This is a genomic window from Nakamurella sp. GG22 (assembly GCF_052976845.2).
On record NZ_JBRIIO020000032.1, the window covers coordinates 34368 to 52437 of the forward strand.

Annotated in this window: 18 protein-coding genes; 10 read left to right on the top strand and 8 right to left on the bottom strand. The window is 67.0% G+C overall.

Features of this window, described 5'->3' with window-relative positions; all coding sequences use genetic code 11:
* Window positions 1-57: 57 nt before the first annotated feature.
* The 4 genes from ACVBEQ_RS23885 to ACVBEQ_RS23900 are packed head-to-tail and all read right to left on the bottom strand — an operon-like array spanning window position 58 to window position 5208.
* Complete coding sequence (locus tag ACVBEQ_RS23885; protein WP_447155896.1) at window positions 58-2001, bottom strand: amylo-alpha-1,6-glucosidase; 1944 nt, start codon at window positions 1999-2001, stop codon at window positions 58-60.
* Window positions 1998-3359, bottom strand: coding sequence for an MGH1-like glycoside hydrolase domain-containing protein (locus ACVBEQ_RS23890; RefSeq protein ID WP_447155897.1), 1362 nt, complete (start codon window positions 3357-3359; stop codon window positions 1998-2000). Before ACVBEQ_RS23890 ends, ACVBEQ_RS23885 begins: the two co-directional genes overlap by 4 nt.
* Window positions 3356-4153 carry a sugar phosphate isomerase/epimerase family protein gene (locus ACVBEQ_RS23895; RefSeq protein ID WP_447155898.1) on the bottom strand — a complete coding sequence of 266 codons (798 nt, stop codon included), beginning with the start codon at window positions 4151-4153 and terminating at the stop codon, window positions 3356-3358. Before ACVBEQ_RS23895 ends, ACVBEQ_RS23890 begins: the two co-directional genes overlap by 4 nt.
* Entirely contained in the window at window positions 4150-5208 is a 1059-nt protein-coding gene (locus tag ACVBEQ_RS23900; protein WP_447155899.1) for a zinc-binding dehydrogenase, read from the bottom strand. Before ACVBEQ_RS23900 ends, ACVBEQ_RS23895 begins: the two co-directional genes overlap by 4 nt.
* A gap of 132 nt (window positions 5209-5340) precedes the next feature.
* Here ACVBEQ_RS23900 and ACVBEQ_RS23905 point away from each other — a divergent pair, with 132 nt between their 5' ends.
* From ACVBEQ_RS23905 to ACVBEQ_RS23925, 5 genes are read left to right on the top strand one after another with little or no spacing between them, the layout of a single operon-like run.
* Window positions 5341-6741, top strand: a complete 1401-nt coding sequence (locus ACVBEQ_RS23905; protein WP_447155900.1) for an ABC transporter substrate-binding protein — start codon at window positions 5341-5343, stop codon at window positions 6739-6741.
* Window positions 6738-7691, top strand: coding sequence for a carbohydrate ABC transporter permease (locus ACVBEQ_RS23910; protein WP_447155901.1), 954 nt, complete (start codon window positions 6738-6740; stop codon window positions 7689-7691). Before ACVBEQ_RS23905 ends, ACVBEQ_RS23910 begins: the two co-directional genes overlap by 4 nt.
* On the top strand, window positions 7691-8557 hold the full coding sequence (locus ACVBEQ_RS23915) for a carbohydrate ABC transporter permease (protein WP_447155902.1): 867 nt from the start codon (window positions 7691-7693) through the stop codon (window positions 8555-8557). The genes ACVBEQ_RS23910 and ACVBEQ_RS23915 overlap by 1 nt, the downstream gene beginning before the upstream one ends.
* Window positions 8558-8586: 29 nt before the next feature.
* Entirely contained in the window at window positions 8587-9741 is a 1155-nt protein-coding gene (locus ACVBEQ_RS23920) for an ROK family protein (RefSeq protein ID WP_447155903.1), read from the top strand.
* Window positions 9738-10670 carry a Gfo/Idh/MocA family protein gene (locus ACVBEQ_RS23925; RefSeq protein WP_447155904.1) on the top strand — a complete coding sequence of 311 codons (933 nt, stop codon included), beginning with the start codon at window positions 9738-9740 and terminating at the stop codon, window positions 10668-10670. The genes ACVBEQ_RS23920 and ACVBEQ_RS23925 overlap by 4 nt, the downstream gene beginning before the upstream one ends.
* Before the next feature lie 102 nt (window positions 10671-10772).
* Here the strand turns inward: ACVBEQ_RS23925 and ACVBEQ_RS23930 are convergent, their stop codons facing one another.
* Genes ACVBEQ_RS23930 through ACVBEQ_RS23940 form a run of 3 tightly spaced genes read right to left on the bottom strand, consistent with a single transcriptional unit; the run spans window position 10773 to window position 12780 of the window.
* Entirely contained in the window at window positions 10773-12182 is a 1410-nt protein-coding gene (locus ACVBEQ_RS23930; RefSeq protein WP_447155905.1) for an ADP-ribosylglycohydrolase family protein, read from the bottom strand.
* A complete protein-coding gene (locus ACVBEQ_RS23935; protein ID WP_447155906.1) occupies window positions 12179-12328 on the bottom strand; it encodes a hypothetical protein in 150 nt (49 codons plus the stop codon). Before ACVBEQ_RS23935 ends, ACVBEQ_RS23930 begins: the two co-directional genes overlap by 4 nt.
* Entirely contained in the window at window positions 12316-12780 is a 465-nt protein-coding gene (locus ACVBEQ_RS23940) for an ARPP-1 family domain-containing protein (RefSeq protein WP_447155907.1), read from the bottom strand. The genes ACVBEQ_RS23935 and ACVBEQ_RS23940 overlap by 13 nt, the downstream gene beginning before the upstream one ends.
* Before the next feature lie 425 nt (window positions 12781-13205).
* Here ACVBEQ_RS23940 and ACVBEQ_RS23945 point away from each other — a divergent pair, with 425 nt between their 5' ends.
* The 4 genes from ACVBEQ_RS23945 (at window position 13206) to ACVBEQ_RS23960 (ending at window position 14600) form a co-directional block, all read left to right on the top strand.
* Window positions 13206-13442, top strand: a complete 237-nt coding sequence (locus tag ACVBEQ_RS23945; protein ID WP_447155908.1) for an AbrB/MazE/SpoVT family DNA-binding domain-containing protein — start codon at window positions 13206-13208, stop codon at window positions 13440-13442.
* The gene (locus ACVBEQ_RS23950; protein WP_447155909.1) at window positions 13439-13861 is read left to right on the top strand and encodes a PIN domain-containing protein; all 423 of its coding nucleotides are present in this window, start codon (window positions 13439-13441) and stop codon (window positions 13859-13861) included. The genes ACVBEQ_RS23945 and ACVBEQ_RS23950 overlap by 4 nt, the downstream gene beginning before the upstream one ends.
* Window positions 13862-13974: 113 nt before the next feature.
* A complete protein-coding gene (locus ACVBEQ_RS23955) occupies window positions 13975-14208 on the top strand; it encodes a FitA-like ribbon-helix-helix domain-containing protein (protein WP_447155910.1) in 234 nt (77 codons plus the stop codon).
* Entirely contained in the window at window positions 14205-14600 is a 396-nt protein-coding gene (locus ACVBEQ_RS23960; protein WP_447155911.1) for a type II toxin-antitoxin system VapC family toxin, read from the top strand. The genes ACVBEQ_RS23955 and ACVBEQ_RS23960 overlap by 4 nt, the downstream gene beginning before the upstream one ends.
* A gap of 60 nt (window positions 14601-14660) precedes the next feature.
* Here the strand turns inward: ACVBEQ_RS23960 and ACVBEQ_RS23965 are convergent, their stop codons facing one another.
* The gene (locus ACVBEQ_RS23965) at window positions 14661-17141 is read right to left on the bottom strand and encodes an AAA domain-containing protein (RefSeq protein WP_447155912.1); all 2481 of its coding nucleotides are present in this window, start codon (window positions 17139-17141) and stop codon (window positions 14661-14663) included.
* A 260-nt stretch (window positions 17142-17401) separates the two neighbouring features.
* Between ACVBEQ_RS23965 and ACVBEQ_RS23970 the strand changes: the two genes are divergently transcribed.
* Window positions 17402-17635: a hypothetical protein gene (locus tag ACVBEQ_RS23970; RefSeq protein ID WP_447155913.1), complete on the top strand. Its 234-nt coding sequence runs from the start codon at window positions 17402-17404 to the stop codon at window positions 17633-17635.
* Window positions 17636-18070 lie beyond the last annotated feature (435 nt).

The window sequence follows — 18070 nt, forward strand, 5'->3', positions numbered from 1 at the left end:
GAAAAGTAGCGATCGTCCGCTTCGATATCTGCACCAGGGCAGCCGTTGTCACGTTTGTTAGAACCCACGGGCCCGCCCGTCGTCACCTTCCGCTCCGCCCCGCCGAAGGAGGCGAACGGCCGCAACACCTGCTGCGGCCGACCATGCCTGCGGAATGCCGGCCAGTCGGTATCGCACCGGCTCGGGGAATTCCTCGCGGGAGAATCCGCCGATCACCTCCGGCAGCCGATTCGAGAGGCGGGATCCGCAGGCCGCCACACTGCCCGCCACCAGCAGCGCATGCTCGCCGAGCCCGCACTCGGCCATTCCCATGGCGGTGAGCATGGAATCGTGCGGCCACACGGATCCATTGTGGTACGACAGTGGCGAATACGGCGGCTGGCCGGCGGCCAGAGTCCGAATACCCCATCCCGAGCTGAACTGCCGTGAGACCAGGCGGTCCGCAACACATCTCGCCTCGGCGGGCGGCAGCAACCCGGACCAGAGCAGATGGCCGGCGTTGGAACACAGCGAGTCCACCGGCCGGCCGGCACCGTCCAGGGCCAGAGCCGGGAACTGCTTGTCGGACAACCAGAATCGCTCGAGAAACCGCACCTGGAGTGCCGTCGTCTCGTGATCGAGGTCGTCCGCGAGTGCGGTGTCATCCCACACCGATCGGGCCAGGGCCGCTGTGCGCCGGAGCGCATCGAAGACGTAACCCTGCACCTCACACAATGCGATGGGTCCTTCGGCAATTCGCCCGTCGGCGAAGACCGTGGAATCCTCGGAGTCCTTCCAGCCCTGATTGGCCAGGCCCGACGGATCGGGCCGATAGGTGACAAAGCCCGCCTCGTCGAGTCCACCCGGCCCGCGCAACCACTGGATCGCGGCCAACGCCGCCGGCCGGAGCTCCCGCGCAAGCCTTGCGCCGTCGGCCTTGTCGAGGTCGACGAGCGCGGTGCGGCCCAGCACCGACAGGAACAGGGCCGTGGCGTCGACGCTGCCGAAGTATCGCCCGTAGGGAACCATGCCGAGCGTTGCCAACTCGCTGACCCGGATCTCGTGAATGATCCGACCCGGCTGCTCCAGGCTCCGAGGATCGTTCCTCGTTCCCTGAGTCGTGGCGAGCGCACGCAGGACCGCCGGCGCCAACTCCGGGCGCGCGCTGCCGGCGAGCACCGAGGTGACGAGTGAGTCGCGACCGAACAACGTCAGGAACCAGGGCGCTCCCGCAGCGGGAACCCGGAGCCCGGGGCTGCCCGGCGCGTCGATCATCAGTGCGTCGAGGTCTTCCAGCGACCGTGCGCGCAGCCGATCGAGTGCTGACTGGTCGAGATCATCGACGCCGAAGGTGCTTGCGCCGCGGCCGCGCGTCGCGGCGAACCGGGGCCGAACGGGCCGCGCTGCAGGGCCGACGGTGATTGTGATGGTCTGCTCGGCATGCGGTGGCAATTGCACCGTCCAACCCAGCAGATGGTGGCCGTTGCCGGCGGTGACGACCGGACGTGGCGACGCGGACACGGCGCAGGTCGCCTCGAACACCCTGCCGTTCCTGGGGTGTCGGTAGGCGAAGCGCAGACCGTCGTCGACGACCGTGTGGGATCGTTGCGCGGCGGACAGGTCGTACCGGCGGCCGTCGGTGCGGACGGTGAATTGGTCGGCGAAGTCGACACCGACCTTCACGGTGATTGTCGTCGACAGCTCCGAGGCCATGGTGTTCCGGATCGTCAGCGTCTCCGCGAGGCCGTCCCCATCGACCCGTTGATCGCGCTCGAGGAACAGGGGGTCCGGGCGGTTCCGGATCGCCCGTGGCATCAGCGCCCACCGCCGCGAGCTGACGCCGACCTGCGCGGCGCCCGCGCCCAGCGGGCGGTCGCCGACCGTCAGCGTCCATTCCGAGAGGAGTCTGGTGTCGGCGACGTACAGCCCGTAGGCGGCGTCCTCCTCCCGGTCGACGTTGCCGATGGCCGAGGTCGCGAACAGCGTTCCGTCGGCGAGGATCATGTGATCGGAAACGGTCACGGCAGTCTCGACCTGACATCCGGCTGCGCAGCGGCGAGGTCAAGGGCTAGGGCGGCGGTCCAGCTGAACAACCGGGTGCCGTGCGCGGCGCCGTTGCGCGGGTCGACGTATTCCGGGTAGTCACCTGTCACTGCCTGTTCGACAGCTTGCACTGCAAGGATGTCCGCCTCGCGGTGGGCACCCGCCTGATGCAGTCCCTGGACGACCAGCCAGGCGGTGTTGAACCAGGACGGCCCTCGCCAATACCGGGCGCCGTCGTACTCGGGCGCGGTGAGGTCGTAGCTCGGCACCATGATCACCCGACCCAGTCCGAACCGCGGTCCGCGCAGCGTCCGGAGAACCCGCGTCTGCAGGGGATTCCCGGGCAGGACCAGCGGGATGATCCCCGAGATCCCCGCGTACCGGAGCAACTCGCCGGTGCGGACGTCCCGCGGGAGGTAGACGCCGAGTTCGTCATCGAAGGTTTCCTGCAGGGCCCTGGTCAGCGCGCGAGCCCCGTCCCGATGCGGTTCGGGAGATGCTCCGAGGTGCTCGGCGATCCGCGCCAGCGCCCATTCGGACATTGCCCACAGTGCGTTGAAGGCGGGGTCCTCGACGACAAAGGGGTAGCCGGGGTCTCGATCGTCACAGTCGTGGTCCCGGTACCGACCGGCGAGATAGAGATAGTTCTGGTAGTCCGCGGTCGTCGGGCGCTCATCGAGATTGGCGTGCAACAGATCTGGCCGGGGAACGTGCTCCACCGGGACGGCGTCGGGATCGGCGAGCCGGGTGGCGGTGACCCCGCCCAGCACGCTGTCCCATGCAGGCGCATTGTCCATGCCGCTTTCCCACGGATGCAGCACACAGGCCAGCCCCGTGCCGCCGCGATCCCGGCGGCGCGCCAGATAGTCGTGCCAGGCAACCAACTGCGGGTAAGCACGGCGGAGGAACCCGCGGCGTTCCGATTCCTGTGGGTCGCTGCGATGGACCAGCAATGCGGCCCACGCGTGATTGGGCGGCTGGATCAGGCCGGCCGTCGGCACCCGGGGTGATCCGGGTATCCGCTCACTCCGCCAGAAGGCCGCACCCGGCGAATAGTCGTCGTCCCGTGCGGGGTCGAAAACGATCTGCGGCAGACGGCCGTCGGCCCATTGCGCACCGAACAGGCTTTCCAGTTCCTGCTGCGCACGCCGTGCGGACAGGTGCCGGGTGCCGATGGCGATGAACGCCGAGTCCCAGCTCCATTGATGCGGGTAGAGCCCGGTGGCCGGCAGCGTGTGCAGCCGGTGCCAGTTCCCGCCGAGGACTGCCGCAGCACCCGGCGGGAACGGACTCGACGTGGCTCCCTGCGCTGCCGCCGTCTCGGCCAGTCCCGTCACAGGTACCTGCGCAAGAAGCCGGGGACGCGCGGCAGGACCTCATCCGCCGGACCGGAAAGCCGGCTCTCCAGAGCGATGTCGCCGCTGTAGCCGACATCGCGCAAGGTCGCGGCGAACAGCGGCCAATCCAGATGCCCTGCGCCCGGCTCGAGTCGATTGGAGTCACTGACCTGCACGTGCCCGAGGTGGGGCGCGGCGGCGCGCAAGGAGGCGGCGGGGTCCGCTTCCTCGATGTTCTGGTGGTAGGTGTCGGCCGCCAATTGCACCGAGTCGAGCCCGATCTCCTCGATCAGCGAGATGCCCTCGCTGAGCCGGTTGACCATGTGGTCCTCATAGCGGTTCAGCGGTTCCAGGAAGATCTTCACCCCCACGGATCGGGCGTGTTCGCCGAGCCGGCCGAGTGCGTCCAGCAGGATCACCCGGTCGTCGGCCGCGCTCCGCGGTGGCTCGAACGGTGGCAGGCGCCGCGAAAACATGCCGTAGGCGGCCGGCGTCATGGCGCCGGTTCCGCCGATCTCCGCCATGACGGTGAGCTGCGAGGTCATCTGGGCGATGGCGTCCGCACGCAGGTCGTCGTCGAAAGCACCGATGAAATGGAGCATGTCGACGCAGACCGTGGGCATCACCACCCCGTTCGCCCGGGCGCGCTGCAACTCCGGCAGCCTGGCTTCGAACGCGAGGTCGCCGGCCCCGCGGAGTTCGATCCCGTCGAATCCGTACTCGACGGCGGCGGCGAACTTCTCTTCCAGCGTGGCTCCGGGCAGGTGCTGCTCCTGGCAGCAGAGCCGCATCACGCGACGTCCAGGATGACCTGCAGCGCCTGTTCGGGATGCTCGTCGATGAGCTGGTACGCCGCGGCGGCGTCCGAGAGCGGGTAACGATGACTGATCAGGCTCAGGACGTCCGGCCGGCCCTTGCCGAGGAGTCCCGCGACGGTGGCCTGCAGCCGTTCCCGGTCCCACCGGGGGTGCAGGCGGGCAGGGACGGCTCCGATCTGTGAGGCGACGATGTGAATCCTGTTGTGGTGGAACTCTTCTCCCAGATGCAGCGGGGTTGCGGCGCCCTGATAGAACCCCGCGGCGACCACGGTGGAGTCGGGTCCGACCGCACGGGTTGCCTCCCGGAGCGCGAGGTAGGAACCGGAGAGGTCGATCGCGACGTCCGCCCCCCGCCCGGAGGTCAGGTTGCGAATCGCCACAGCGGTGTCCGGACCGGGTGTCAAGACGTGGGTTGCGCCCATCCGGACGGCCGCGTCGCGCCGCGCCTCGATCCCGTCCACGGCGATCACCGTGGAACCGGACATTGCCGCGTAGTGGGTGGCCAGCAGGCCGATCACCCCCTGCCCGAAGACGACAACGGTGTCGCCGATCCCGGCGTCGCCGGCCAGCACGGCGTTGAGAGCGATGGCGCCCACCCGGACGAAGCAGCCGATCACCGGGTCCACATCCCTCGGTAACTGGTGCGCGCGAACGGCGCTCTCCGCGACCACCCCCTCGGAGCGGTGACCCCAGATCCCCCAGACGATGTCGCCCACCGCGACGCGCCCGGCGGAATCCCCGCTGACGCCGACGGGTGTCGCGACCTCGATGACCTCACCGACCTCGGAATACCCCCAGCCCTCCAGTGGGTACGACGGCGTGTCCGGGTGGGAGTCCCGGAACAGCCTCAGCGCCGGGTCCCACGTCGAGGTCAGGTACGGATTGGTACCGCGATAGGCGGTCAACTCGGTGCCCGCGGACACGCCCGATGCGATCGTCCGGACCCGCACCTCACCCGGCAGCAAGGGCGGTGAATCCACGGTGACGACGTCCACGGCTCGGGGCGCGGTGAAACGCATCATCTGGGGCATATGTCCTCCGTCTGTACCGATCCTCGGATCTTACCGCTGCTTTCGATAGAACTTAAGCCTTGTAACTATGCAGAACTGGTGATTGGATCCGACGATGAGCACCTGCCCTCCAGGACTAGGGAGCACGTCAGGATGAGGATTCGCAGCCGCAGAGCCGCGGTTGTTGGCGCCGCGGTGATCGCCCTGGGACTGACCATCGGCGGTTGTGGAGCGGACACCGCCAACCCCAACGACCTGAAGTCCATCAAGGTCTGGAGCCTGGAGAACCAGACCGACCGGTTCACCGCGACCCAGGCCAACGTGAAGGAGTTCACCGAGAAGACCGGTATCGCCGTCGATCTGCAGGCCGTCGACGAAAGTCAGTTGCCCCAGCTGATCGCGCAGGGCGCGCAGGCCGGGACACTGCCGGATGTGATCGCCGGGGTTCCGTTGGCCGCTGTCCGGCAACTCGACACGCAGCAACTGCTCGACAGCGACGCGGCGAAGGCGATCGTCGACTCGCTCGGCGAAAAGACTTGGGCGCCATCGGCACTGAAGCTCACCCAGGACGGCGACCGCCAACTGGTCGTGCCGTCCGACGCGTGGAGTCAGATCGTGGTCTACCGGACGGATCTGTTCGAGGCAGCGGGCCTGGAACCCCCGACGACATACGAAACCCTGCAAGCGGCCGCTCAGGCCCTGACCAAGGACGGACAGTTCGGCATCACCCTGGCGACCGACCCGGCCGACGTCTTCACAGCGCAGACGTTCGAATCGCTGGCGCTGGGCAACAACTGCCAGCTGGTCAACCCCGAAGGGACTGTCACGCTGGACTCGCCGGAGTGCACAACGACGTTCGAGCTCTACAACACCCTTGCAACGACGGCCTCACCGAAGGGCGGGCAATCGGTCGACAGCACCAGGGAGTCGTACTTCGCCGGGAAGTCCGCGATGATCATCTGGTCGACCTTCCTGCTCGACGAAATGGCCGGACTGCGCGACGATGCGCTACCGACGTGCCCGGAATGCAAGGCCGACCCGACGTTCCTGTCGAAGAACAGCGGCGTGGTGAGCGCCGTGTCCGGTCCGGACGGCGGGGCGGAGGGCAGCTTCGGCGAGATCGGGTCCTACGTCACCGTGGCGGACGGCAAGACCGCGCCCAGCAAAGAATTCATCGAGTACATGCTGACCGACGGTTATGCGAAATGGTTCGGGATGGCACCGGAAGGAAAGTTCCCGGTCCGCACCGGCGACGCCACCGACCCCGAGAAATACACGGACGAGTGGGCGAAACTCCCGGCCGGTGTCGACACCAAGAAACCGCTGTCCGAGGTCTACAGCCCCGAGACCCTCGAGCAGATCACCTCCATCGCCGAACACATCGACCGGTGGGCCATCCCGCAGGGCCAGGGGAACCTCCTCGGCGCCATGAACGCCGAACTCACAATCCCGAAGGTGATCGCTGAGATGTCTACCGGTGGAACAGATGTCGCAGGTGCGCAGGCAGCGGCTCAGGAAGAGGCCGCCCAGGTGAAGGACAACCTGAAGAGATGACCACGATCGCCCCCTCCCAGACGCCCGACCTGCCCAAAGAGGAGCCGGCAAACAAGAGCCTGTCGCGCCGGCGGGAGAATCGCGACGGCTGGCTCCTGGTCTCGCCCACCGTCATCATCGTCGTGGTCGTCGTCGTCCTCCCGGTCCTGTGGAACATCGTTCTGGCCTTCCAGGACCTGTCGTTGTTCAACATCAGGAAACGCGGGCTGTTCGGCAACTTCACCCTCGACAATTTCAAGCAGGTCTTCACCGATCCGTCATTCTGGTCGTCGATCTGGATCACCATCGTCTATTCGATCGCGTCCACGATCGGTTCGATCGTGGTGGGGTTGATCGCCGCCCTGTCGCTTCGCCGGCCCTTCCCGGGTCGCGGTGTGTTGCGGGCGTTCATGTTGCTGCCCTACGTCGCGCCCGTTGTCGCGGCGACCTTCGTGTGGAAGGTGATGCTCGACGAGCAGTCCGGCATCATCAACTACTGGGGGACGACGTTCTTTGGCTGGGAAACCACGATCAACTTCTTGGGGACCAAGCCGTACGCCCTGATGACGGTCATCGCATTCGAGATCTGGCGGTATTTCCCGTTCGCATTCCTGTTCCTCACCGCCCGATTGCTCGCCGTGCCCGCGGACATCGAGGAGGCAGCCACCGTCGACGGGGCCACCGTGTGGCAGAAGTTCCGCTTCGTCATCCTGCCGCAACTCATGCCCACCATCGCGCTGCTATCCGTGCTGCGAATGATCATGACCTTCAACAAGTTCGATGACGTCTACCTGCTCACCGGCGGCACCGCGGGCACGGAGGTCGCGGCGGTCCGCGTCATCGACACGCTGAACTCGTCGTTCGACATCGGCGGCGCCGCAGCGGAGGCACTCGCGCTGGCAGTCATTCTCGCCGGGTTCCTCTTCGTGTATGTCAAGTTCGTCAGCAAGCGGACGGCGGAAGAATCGTGATGGACAACGCCACCATTCAGCGCAATACGTTCGGCGTCCTGCGGTGGGTAGCGATCGTGATCTTCGCTGCCGTCACCATTTTCCCGTTCTACTACATGGTGCTGCTGAGTCTGGTCCCGATCTCGCAACTGCTGCAGGATCCCGGCCGGCTGTGGGTTCCGTTGGGCGAGATCTCGCTCGATTCCTACAAGGAGGTACTGACCCCGGTCTCCGAGGGTGGTCAGGGCTTCCTGCAATTCATGCTGAACTCGGCGATGGTCGCGTTCGCGACGGTGGTGTTGACGCTCGCCGTCTCGGTGCTCGGTGCCTACGCCGTCGCCCGGCTGCGCTTTCGCGGCCGCGAGCACATCGGCACGATGTTCCTGTCCGTGTACCTGTTTCCCGCGGTGATCCTGGCCGGGCCGCTGTACATCGCTTTCGCCAGGCTCGGCCTGACCAGCTCGCTGGCTGGGGTGACAATCGTGTACATCGCGCTGACGGTTCCGGTCTCCGTGCACATGCTGCGCGGGCACTTCGAGACCATCCCGGTCAGCGTCGAGGAGGCCGCCGTCATCGACGGCTGCAGCCGGTGGGCGATGTTGCGGCACGTCACGCTGCCGCTGTCCATTCCGGCCATCATGTCGACGGCGCTGTACATCTTCATGATCGCCTGGAACGAATTCCTGTTCGCCCTGCTGTTCCTCACCGGCGACCGCGACAAATGGACGGTCTCGCTGGGATTGTCGCAGTTGACGAGCGGGATCGAGGTGCCGAAAACAATCCTGATGGCGGGATCGGTGCTGCTGACCGTGCCGATCATCCTGCTGTACGGTATCGCCGAACGCACGCTGACGGAGGGCGCGACCGCGGGCGCCGAAAAGGGCTGATCGGTGCGGCGCCGGTGGAAGGGGAACGGATGACGCTGCCGGCCGGGCCCGGCGACGTCCTCACGCTCATCCGCCGCGGGAGCGTCACCCGGGCGAAAATCCAGGAGATGACGGGCCTCTCACGGGTGACGGTCGCCCAACGTGTGGATGCCCTACTAGCCGCCGGCCTCATCCGTGAGGCCGGCGTCGGCCGTTCCACCGGCGGCCGCCGGCCCACCGAACTCAGGTTCGACCACGAACACGCGATCCTGTTGCTGGCCATCATCGACACCATGCACACCCGGATCGCCGCCGTCGACCTGCTCGGCACCGTGCTCGCCGAGAAGGAGATCGGCATCTCGATTCTGGAGGGTCCGGAGAACGTCCTGAACACGATCGAGAACACCATGCGCGACGTGCTGGCCGACGCGGACCTGGACGACAGTCGTGTCGCCGGCGTCGGTGTCTCCGTTCCGGCGCCGGTCGACCCGCAGACCGGGCGGCCGAGCGAACCGCCGATGATGCAGGGATGGGACGCCTACCCCATCACCGCCCACATGTCGGCGACCTTCGCCGTGCCGATCGTGGTGGAGAACGACGCCAACGTGATGGCCCTCGGTGAGCAGACTCTCGAGCATCCCGACACGACTTCGCTGTGTTTGGTGAAGGTTTCGACCGGCATCGGTTCCGGCGTGGTGATCAACGGGTCCATTTACACCGGCAGCGACGGCGGCGCCGGGGACATCGGGCACGTTCGCACGGTCGGCCACGACGACGCGCTGTGTCAGTGCGGGTCGCGGGGCTGCCTCGCGGCCGTCGCCAGTGGCCGGGCGGTCGCGCACCAGCTCACCGATGCCGGTGTCCCGGCGACGTCCGGGCGCGATGTCCGGGACCTGCTGAGCGCGGGTGAACCCAACGCCGTCCGGTTCACCCGGCAGGCGGGACGGGAGATCGGAGCCGTCGTCGCCGCCGTTGTCTGCGTGCTCAACCCCGCGGTCCTGGTGATCAGTGGCGACCTCGCGAGCAACTCGCTGCTGTCCGGAATCCGCGAGACGCTGTACCCGCGCTCACTCCCCCGCGCCACCCGCAACCTCGACGTGCGCCTCGGCCGGCACGGTCAGGCCGCATCGTTCGCCGGGCTGACCCGGCTTCTGGTCGACAGTGTGTTCAACGCCGCTGCAATCAACCGGCGGCTGCAGGCGTGAGTTCATTGCCCTGGGATCTTCCGCCGGTACGGGTCGGTCTGGTGGGGGCCGGCACCTGGGCGCGGCGCATGCACGCACCGATGCTCGCGCATGGTCCGGAGACTCGGCTTGTCGGGGTGTGGGCTCGTCGGCCTGCTGAGGCCTCGGAACTGGCGGACGGTGTCGGGACTCGCTCGGTCGCGTCGTTCGACGAACTCCTCGATACCTGCGAGGCGGTCGACTTCGCCGTGCCTCCCGATGTTCAGGCCGAGCTCGCCCCCCGAGCCGCCGCCCGCGGCAAGGCCGTCATGCTGGAGAAGCCGATCGCGCGGGATCTTGGACAGGCTCGGTCGCTCGCGGACGCCGTCAGGGAGAGCGGTGTCGCCTCGATCGTGGTGCTGACGAGGCGCTTTCACCCGCGGACCCGCTCGTTTCTTGCGGACGTCGCTGATCTCCGCGGCCGGGGGCCGTTGTGGGGTCTCGACGGACGGTATCTGCACGGCGGCCTGCTAGGCGGGGACTTCGCCCACGGCTGGCGCCTGCAGGATGGTGCGCTGGCGGACCTCGGCCCGCACCTGCTCGACCTGAGCGACGCGGTTCTGGGGCCGGTTGTCTCGCTGCGCGCGACCGGCGAGCCTCAGAACTATCTGACTCTCAGCTGCGAACACGAGTCCGGCGCGATCAGTCAGCTGGCGCTGTCCGGAAAGGTTGCCGGTCCCTCATCCGTCACCCGGATCGACGTCGCCGGTGAGGCCGGAGCGCTGAGCTGGGACACCGTGGCGATGGACCATGACGAGTGCTGGCCGGTGCTGCGCGCCGAATTCGCCTCTGCTGTGCGGCTCGGGACACCGGTGACGGCCGACGCGGCTAGAGGGCTGGTGATCTCCCGGTTGCTGGATGCGGCGCAACGATCGGTTCGTTCCGGCGAGACGGTCCGGGTGGAGGGCTGACTCACCAGTCGGTCGCTGCATTCCTGTCACCGACGATGTCATCTTCGGATTGATCGACTCCGCACGCCGTTGAGCTCCGCCGCTGGCTCGCTCGGTACACACTCACGTACCGGGGGCGGCGATCTTGATGCTTTTCGCTGACTTCCATAGCTCAAGGTTCGGTTTCGACCAGGGCATGGCCGTACGAACGTCGTTCGGCTCCTTTCCGAGATGCCTGGAATACAGCGCAGCGACAGTCGGCGTGCGGCTGCTGCCTTCGACACAATGCAGCAGCACGGTTTTGCCGTCAGCGCGGAGCGCCATCACCGTACGGGCTGCGTCGTCCAGGACGAACGGCAAATTGGGATTGCCCGCGGGGCCCTCGTCTTTCAGCCAGAATTCGATGTGTTCGGCCGTGTCGAGAGGCGTTGACCCCATCCGGCAGAGGCTCAAGATGGCGTCGTACCGACCGGTCAGCGCCGCGTCGTACCCGCCCAGGTAGAGCCCGTCATCGTGCGGGTGCTGAACCGCCGGACGGTTGGTGCGCCAACCCGTGTAGTCCATTCGGCCGATCGAGGGCCAACCTTTGACGTCGTCAAGACCGTCGCCGGCGGTCAACAAAGCCAGGGCCATCAGGTCTTTCGCGTTGAGCCCCGGCCAGCCGTGCAGGATGCGGCGCCACCGAGCAGGGACCGCGGATGCTCCCCATCGCGCGCCGAGCAACGCGCCCGCGATCGCGGCGGTGGTGTCGGTGTCGTGTCCGGCGCGGACAGCGAGTTCCAGGGCCTCGCTGAGATGTCGTGCGTCTTTCGCCTTGGCATGGGTCATTGCCCACCAGGCGGTTTGCAGTGCGTGCACCACCCAGCCGTTGTTCGGGAAGTCCTGCGGTGTGCCGGTTTCCGCCTGCTGCAGCAATGGTCGCCAAAAACCGGCATCTGCGCCGGGGGTGTCCAGGTAGCCATGCACGCCATCGAAGGTGCCGTGGAGCACCGCGTGCCGAATGGCGGAGGACCACAGCTGGCACGCTTGCCCGGCGCGCTCGTCGTGGTGCGTCAGCTCGCTGATGGCCAAGGCTGCTTCCGTGCAGGCCGTTTCGTCGTCCAGATAGGCCAGGCCGACGGCCGCCGTGCGCATCAACGACCCGTTGCCGCCGGTGAGGCCGGTCAGCCGCCGGGCGGTCGACTGCATTGCCGCACCGGACTTGTCACGCGCCGACAGCACGGACCTCGTCTGGTTTCCGACATCCTTCGGACCACCGGCGAACCACTCGCCGAACCCCGCAGCGACTCCGTCCAATCCGGCCGGTGAACGCAGATCGACTCCGGCAGCGGTGACGCGAGCGACGGCGACCGTCATCGACGTGTCGTCCGTCCACTCGCCAGGTTCAAATCCGAAGGGTCCGCCGCCGATCATGTCGATCGTGGTATCAGCCCCTGGGTAGGTGAATTCATAACCCGCGCCGAGGGCGTCGCCCGCCGCCGAGGCGAGCAGCACCCCAGCAGCCCGATCGGCCATCGCTCCGGTGAAATTCACGCCGCCACCACCTGACGATTGATGACGGACGCATGCAACAGTCGCGCGCTATCATCGATGCCGCGCAACATCAGCGGACCATTGACGGCCTCGACAATGCGGCCCACGCCACTCGTTGCGGTGGCTGACGGCTTCATCTTCTCCACCAAGCCGATGAACTCCCGGCCCGGTAGCCGTAGGTCGCGACATTGTCGGCGCCCGCTGCTGCCACACCACGCCCTGATCGGAATCGCTGCGAACGGCAGCGGTTGCGCGGCGGCCCCCAACCGTGAACACGGCCGCCCGACCACCGCTCCTGCTCCACGCACCGCACGTTGATGACGGTTGTCGTTCCGCCGGCCAGCAGGGTCGACCCGATCGCGACCCGATCCTGGAGGCCGCCGGTCAACACATCGCCATCAAGCACCAGAACTGGTGTTGTGACAACAACTGTCACCTGCAGGAAAGGTACGGCCGGATCGGCCAGCTCACCGACCCGGACGAGGTGGTCGTCCGCGATCGCGACCGCGCGACCCCCTGTCGGCTCCTGCCAGATCGGGAACACCGTCAAGCCTTCACGATGTGTCCCCCGGCCGACATGCAATGCGATGCCCTTCACGATTCCCCCAACGGCTGCGGATGAACATTCTGTTACCGAGCCTTACTGACTGTAGACGCACCCGCTGCGTGATGGCAGGGACGCGGGCGTCGCTACCTCTCGGCGGGCTCCATGGCCCACCACGACCCGACCCGACCCGAGATACTGACACCGCGGCTGCGATCGACAGTGGCGCGTAGAGGTCTACGCGCGCTACCAGACCCGCTGAACTGCCGGCAGGCCGCTCCACGCTGAAGTCAGCTGCTATTGCACCTCAGTTGCTTTGACGATTCGAACCAACTCTTCGCAGCAGAGCCCGTCAGTGGGCGACGTTCTCGGCAAAGAATTCTCGCAGCAGCGCCTCGTTCGCTTGGCGCCCCGCGCGAACCGCCACTCTGAACCCGCACGGCCAACCGGGCCGGGAGATCACTGGTAGCGTTCTCCCAGTGGAGACAACAGTCGATTCAGTGGGACGCATCGTCGTTCCGAAGCAGTTGCGGGACAGCCTCGGTATGCAGCCAGGTACCACTGTGGACGTCACTGCGTACGGTGCCGGGTTGCAGGTGTTGCCCGCGGGCCGAACTGCGCGGATCGTTCAGGTCGACGGCCATACGGTCGCCGAGTCGGATACCCCGGTCACTGATGACGTCATCTTCGGATTGATTGACTCCGCACGCCGGTGACCTCTGCCGCCGGCGCCGTAGCACTCGATACCAGCGCAGCAGTGCCGTACCTGATGTTGTCCCATCCCGCGCATACGGTGACCCGCCGGCAAGTTTCGGGGCGTACAGCGCACCTCACGACGCACTCGCTGGCCGAGACGTATTCGGTTCTCACCCGACTGCCGGGCGATGCACGAGTGACTCCACAAGATGCGGTCACCCTCCTGTCCGCGAACTTCGCTGAGTCGATTGCGCCGGGGAGCAGGGTCTCCGGCAATCTCCCAGCCGTCCTTGCCCCGCTCGGCATTGCAGGCGGCGCTGTGTACGACGCGCTGGTGGGGTTGGCCGCCCAAGCAGCGGGGATGGTTCTCATCACCCGCGACGCCAGAGCCATTCCGACGTACACCGCAGTCAGGGCGAGCATCGAGATCGTGGGCTGAGACGTCACGTTTCGCACCGAGGCAATGCCTCGTCAGTTTCTGAACTTTTCGCGCGCCCGTCAGCGAGACGATCGCGGTTGACATGCGCATTGCATGTACAGCATGCTGAAAGCATGGCAGCACTCCAGTTACGGGACGTCCCTGACCATCTGCACCGTGAGCTGAAGGTGCGTGCCGCCCGATCCGGCCAATCGCTGTCTGACTACACGCTGGCGGTCCTGCAACAGCATGTGGCCACTCCCACGCTGCCCGAACTCATAGAACGGATTTCCCGACGCGCAGCCGTGGAGCCGGAACTCCCCGTCGACGAACTGATCCGCGCGGAGCGGGACGCACGATCCGCATGACGCTGGTCGTCGACGCGTCTGCTCTCGTGGAATTCGTGTTGGGTTCCTCGCGCGGCCGGGATGCCGCCATGCTGATGAGCCGTCACGATGGCGGACTCCATGCGCCGGGCTTGATCATGGCCGAGTCACTGGGCGCTTTGCGGGCGCTCGAGCGGCGCACAAGCCTCACTGCGCCGCGCGTGGATCAGGCGGTAGACGACCTGCTAGCGGTCCCGCTACACAAGTACGGAACTGAGGCCTTGGTAGCCAGAATCTGGTCCTTGCGCGGTCACATCACTGTCTACGACGCACACTACGTCGCCCTTGCAGAGGCATTGGAAGCCCCGCTGCTCACCGGAGATCACCGGCTCGCGTCCGCCACGGGTGAGCTCATCGAGGTGATCACCGTCTGATGCGCCGACCTCGCCGAGGACAGGGGACTCGTAGTTGGTCCGCCGCCGCTACGCCGACGGCTACGTCGTCCAGGAATACCGCAAGCACTCGTCAAGATACTGACTCGTCCGGTCCGTCAGCCGGACGAACCCGAGCTGGCGGAGCAGTGCTCGTTTGACCTCCGGGTCGCCGAGGGGCAATTCGAGTTGGTCGACCAGTGAACGGATCTCGCTGCGTGGGATCTCCTGCAGCTCACGGGGGCCGCGGGTGCGGACCAACACCGCGGGATGCCCGGGCATGTACAGCGTGGCCTCGGGCGGTTCGCTGATCCGGTCCTTGACGCGCAGCCATTGCCCCGTTCGCACCCCGCTGGCCGTGAGCGCGACAAAGGTCCGGTGTGCCTCCCGCCCGACCCGCGAACCACCGGAAGCCTTGACATACAACTGGTACACCCGCTGCGCATGCATCGGACCCTCCGCCTCGATGATCTCCGCCATGGCGGCCATCACCTCGGCCCGGCTGCCGGAATCGACGGGCGGAACCGGTCGCGGCGTCCATGCTCGGTAGGGCGCCATCGTCAGCGCGCCGGCATGTGGCGTTTCCACCGATGGCACGGCCGCGCCGGTGGCAGGCTCGGACGACACCGCTGTGGCGGCAGCACCTTCCCTGGCGGACGCACCTTCCGTGGCGGGAGGATCCTCGGTGGGCGATCGGTACCAAGACGGTGGCTGGAACGCCTCAGCGACCGACGGGACGGGTTCACCTTGCGGAGACGCTGGCGAGGGATCGGGTTCTGCTGCCGGGGTCATTCCCGCCAGGTACCAGGCCGGCGGTGACCAAGCGGGCGCCTCGGGCACGGCGGGTACCTCGGGCTGGGTGAGTTCCGCGGTCGCGGCGGCTTCCGCGGTCGCATTCACGGTGTCCGGCGATTCGTCCAACGGCGGTACAGAGTCGTCGAGATCAGTGCCCGGGGCGGGAACAGGCTCGGCGGCGGCAGACCGCTCGTCGCGAGTAGCCAGCGGCGCCGGCTCGGGTGATGGATGCGCGCGAGCGACCGGCGGCTCGCCCGGTGTCCCCCGCACTTCGCGGGTCACCCCGCGCGGCGCGGTGACCATCCATTCGTCTCCGGTGGGAATCCCGAGGTCGGAAAGGTGCTGCCACACCGGTTGCATCGCGGTCTCGGGGTCGCGGTAGAACGAGGAGCCGCGGATCCGTTCGAAGGTCCAGCCGGCTCGTTCCAGGACCTCCTGCCGCGCCCGATCGCGGTGCCAGACGTCCTCACCGTGCCAGCGGTCGCCGTCGCATTCGATGGCGAGCCGCCCGTTCGGGCCGGCGACGACGATGTCCAGCCGGTACTGCCCGACCTTGTGCTGCACCTCGATCGCCCGATAGCCCCTGGCCTGCAGGGTGTTGACGACGCGGCGTTCGAAATCGGACTCGCAGTCCGCCAACAGGTCTCGGCGGCGTTCCTCGACCGTGGGTGGCGCGGTGCAGTGTCGGATCAGTTCGCCGCGGAGATCCCCGGCCGGCAGGTCCTGCGGGTCGACGGAGGTGACCACCCACATTTGGTTGCGGGCCCGGGACGCGGCGACGTTGATCCGGCGCAGCGGGGCGGTGCCGGTCATGGCGCTGAACCGGGTGCTCGCCGCGTTGGGATCGCGGGCGACGACGGTGGTCAGCACGACCACGTCCCGCTCGTCACCCTGGAAGTTCGCCGCCTCCCCGCACCGAATCTGCCGTTGCGCCAACACATCCGGACCGAGTTGGTCATACAGCAGCTCCCAGATCCGCTTCGACTGCGCGGTTCCGAGCAGCGAGATGACGCCGAACGTCATCCCGTCATACATCGGGTCGGCGCACATCTCGCGGATCAGCGCGACCACCTGAGCCGCCTCCGGCTCGTTGACGAAGCCGCTGCGGTATCCGTCCAACACCCGGACAAGACCCAACGGCACCCACCCGGGTCGCGGCGGCTGATCGCGCAGCGGAATGATCTGGTCGCCGTAGGCCTGGTGGTTGGAGAACGCGATGATCTCGGACAGACAGCGGAAATGCTCGGTCAGCATGACGGGTGTGGAGAACCGCAGCGTAGCCAGGTCGTACAGGCTCCGGTCCGGGTCGAAAACCGTTTTGTAGCGCGGGATGTCGCGGAGGTAGTCGTCCATCAGGTCGAAGATGGCCTGCCGGTCGAGCCCGACATGCTCAGGGCTGGTCTGCTTGTCGTCACCGACAACGATCGTGGCCGACGCCAGCGCCAGCAGCAGCAGCGCCTCGAAACCGATCTGGGAGGCCTCGTCGATCACCAACACGTCGAACGGCGGCACCGCTGTCGGCCGGAAGCTGGTCAGGGCGCGGGCGGTCGGCATGATCCACACCGGGACCGCGGTCTTCGCATCGTCCAAAGCCGCCCGCATCTCGCTGATCCAGCGTTGCGCGAACTTGCCGCCGGTCTTGCCGTAACGGGTGACGGCGGCGACGTAGGACTGCAGCGCCTGCCGCTCACGGTGGCCGAGGTTGTCCGCGAGCCGTCGCCAGGCCCTCTCGGTGACCAGTTCGGTCACCGTTCGGCGGCGCTCCAGGGTCAGTTCTTCGAGAACCGCCTGCAGTTCGGCCGGGTCGGGCAGCGCCGCGATCTCGGCCAGCCACGTCTCGAGCTGGCGACATTGCCACGCGGCAAGGAAATCGCCTCTCTGACTGCTAGAACCGCCCTAGAAAACGCCTCTTCGGCCTTCCTGGAGGCGCCGAACCCGTCGCGATCACAAGCTTCAGGGGTGCGCAGGACCGCGTAGGACGGGTCTCGGACCCCCGTGAAGGGAAGGCCATGCTCCGACGCGCCGAGCTGTCAGGCGACACGGTGCTGGCGAGGGCCATCGTCGGGCGCGCATTCGAGGCAGGCTGGATCGACGTCATGCAGGCCTACGTCGACACTCATCCTGCCGATGCTGCAACGATCGACGAGCTGATCGAACGCAACGCCGCCGAGGCGCAGGCAGAGGCGCCGGCTGCGAATTGTTCCCACGCCCTGCGTTCTCGGCATCACGGCCCCCGGAACTAGCACAGCTCGGCGACCACGAACTCGACCGCCTCGCGGACGATGCGTCGTCAGTCGGGGACTCCCGCCTCAGCGGCACCTGACCATCCCGGACGCCAGATTCTGTGGGGCATTACCAGAGTGCTGGCGGAAGGGCCGGCCATAGGTCGACGGCTAACAATCTATGCCCCAGAGGGGTGCACCTCCGAGGGCGAACAGTCAGCGACCGGCGCATAGGAAACTCGCAGTTCATCCCTGAAGGTGCGGGGCCGGTCAAGGGGTACGTCTCTTCTTCCTTGGCCTTTCTCTGTGGGTGCCGGGTACGCCGAGCTAAGGCGTCGGGGTCAAGGCTCGGGCGTAGCCCGACCGCGTAGCGGCCGGTAGGGGCCTTGACGGCGGCGCCGTTCGGATCGATTCGTGCTCGATGAACCGGGCGCTTAATAGCTTAATCACCGACTG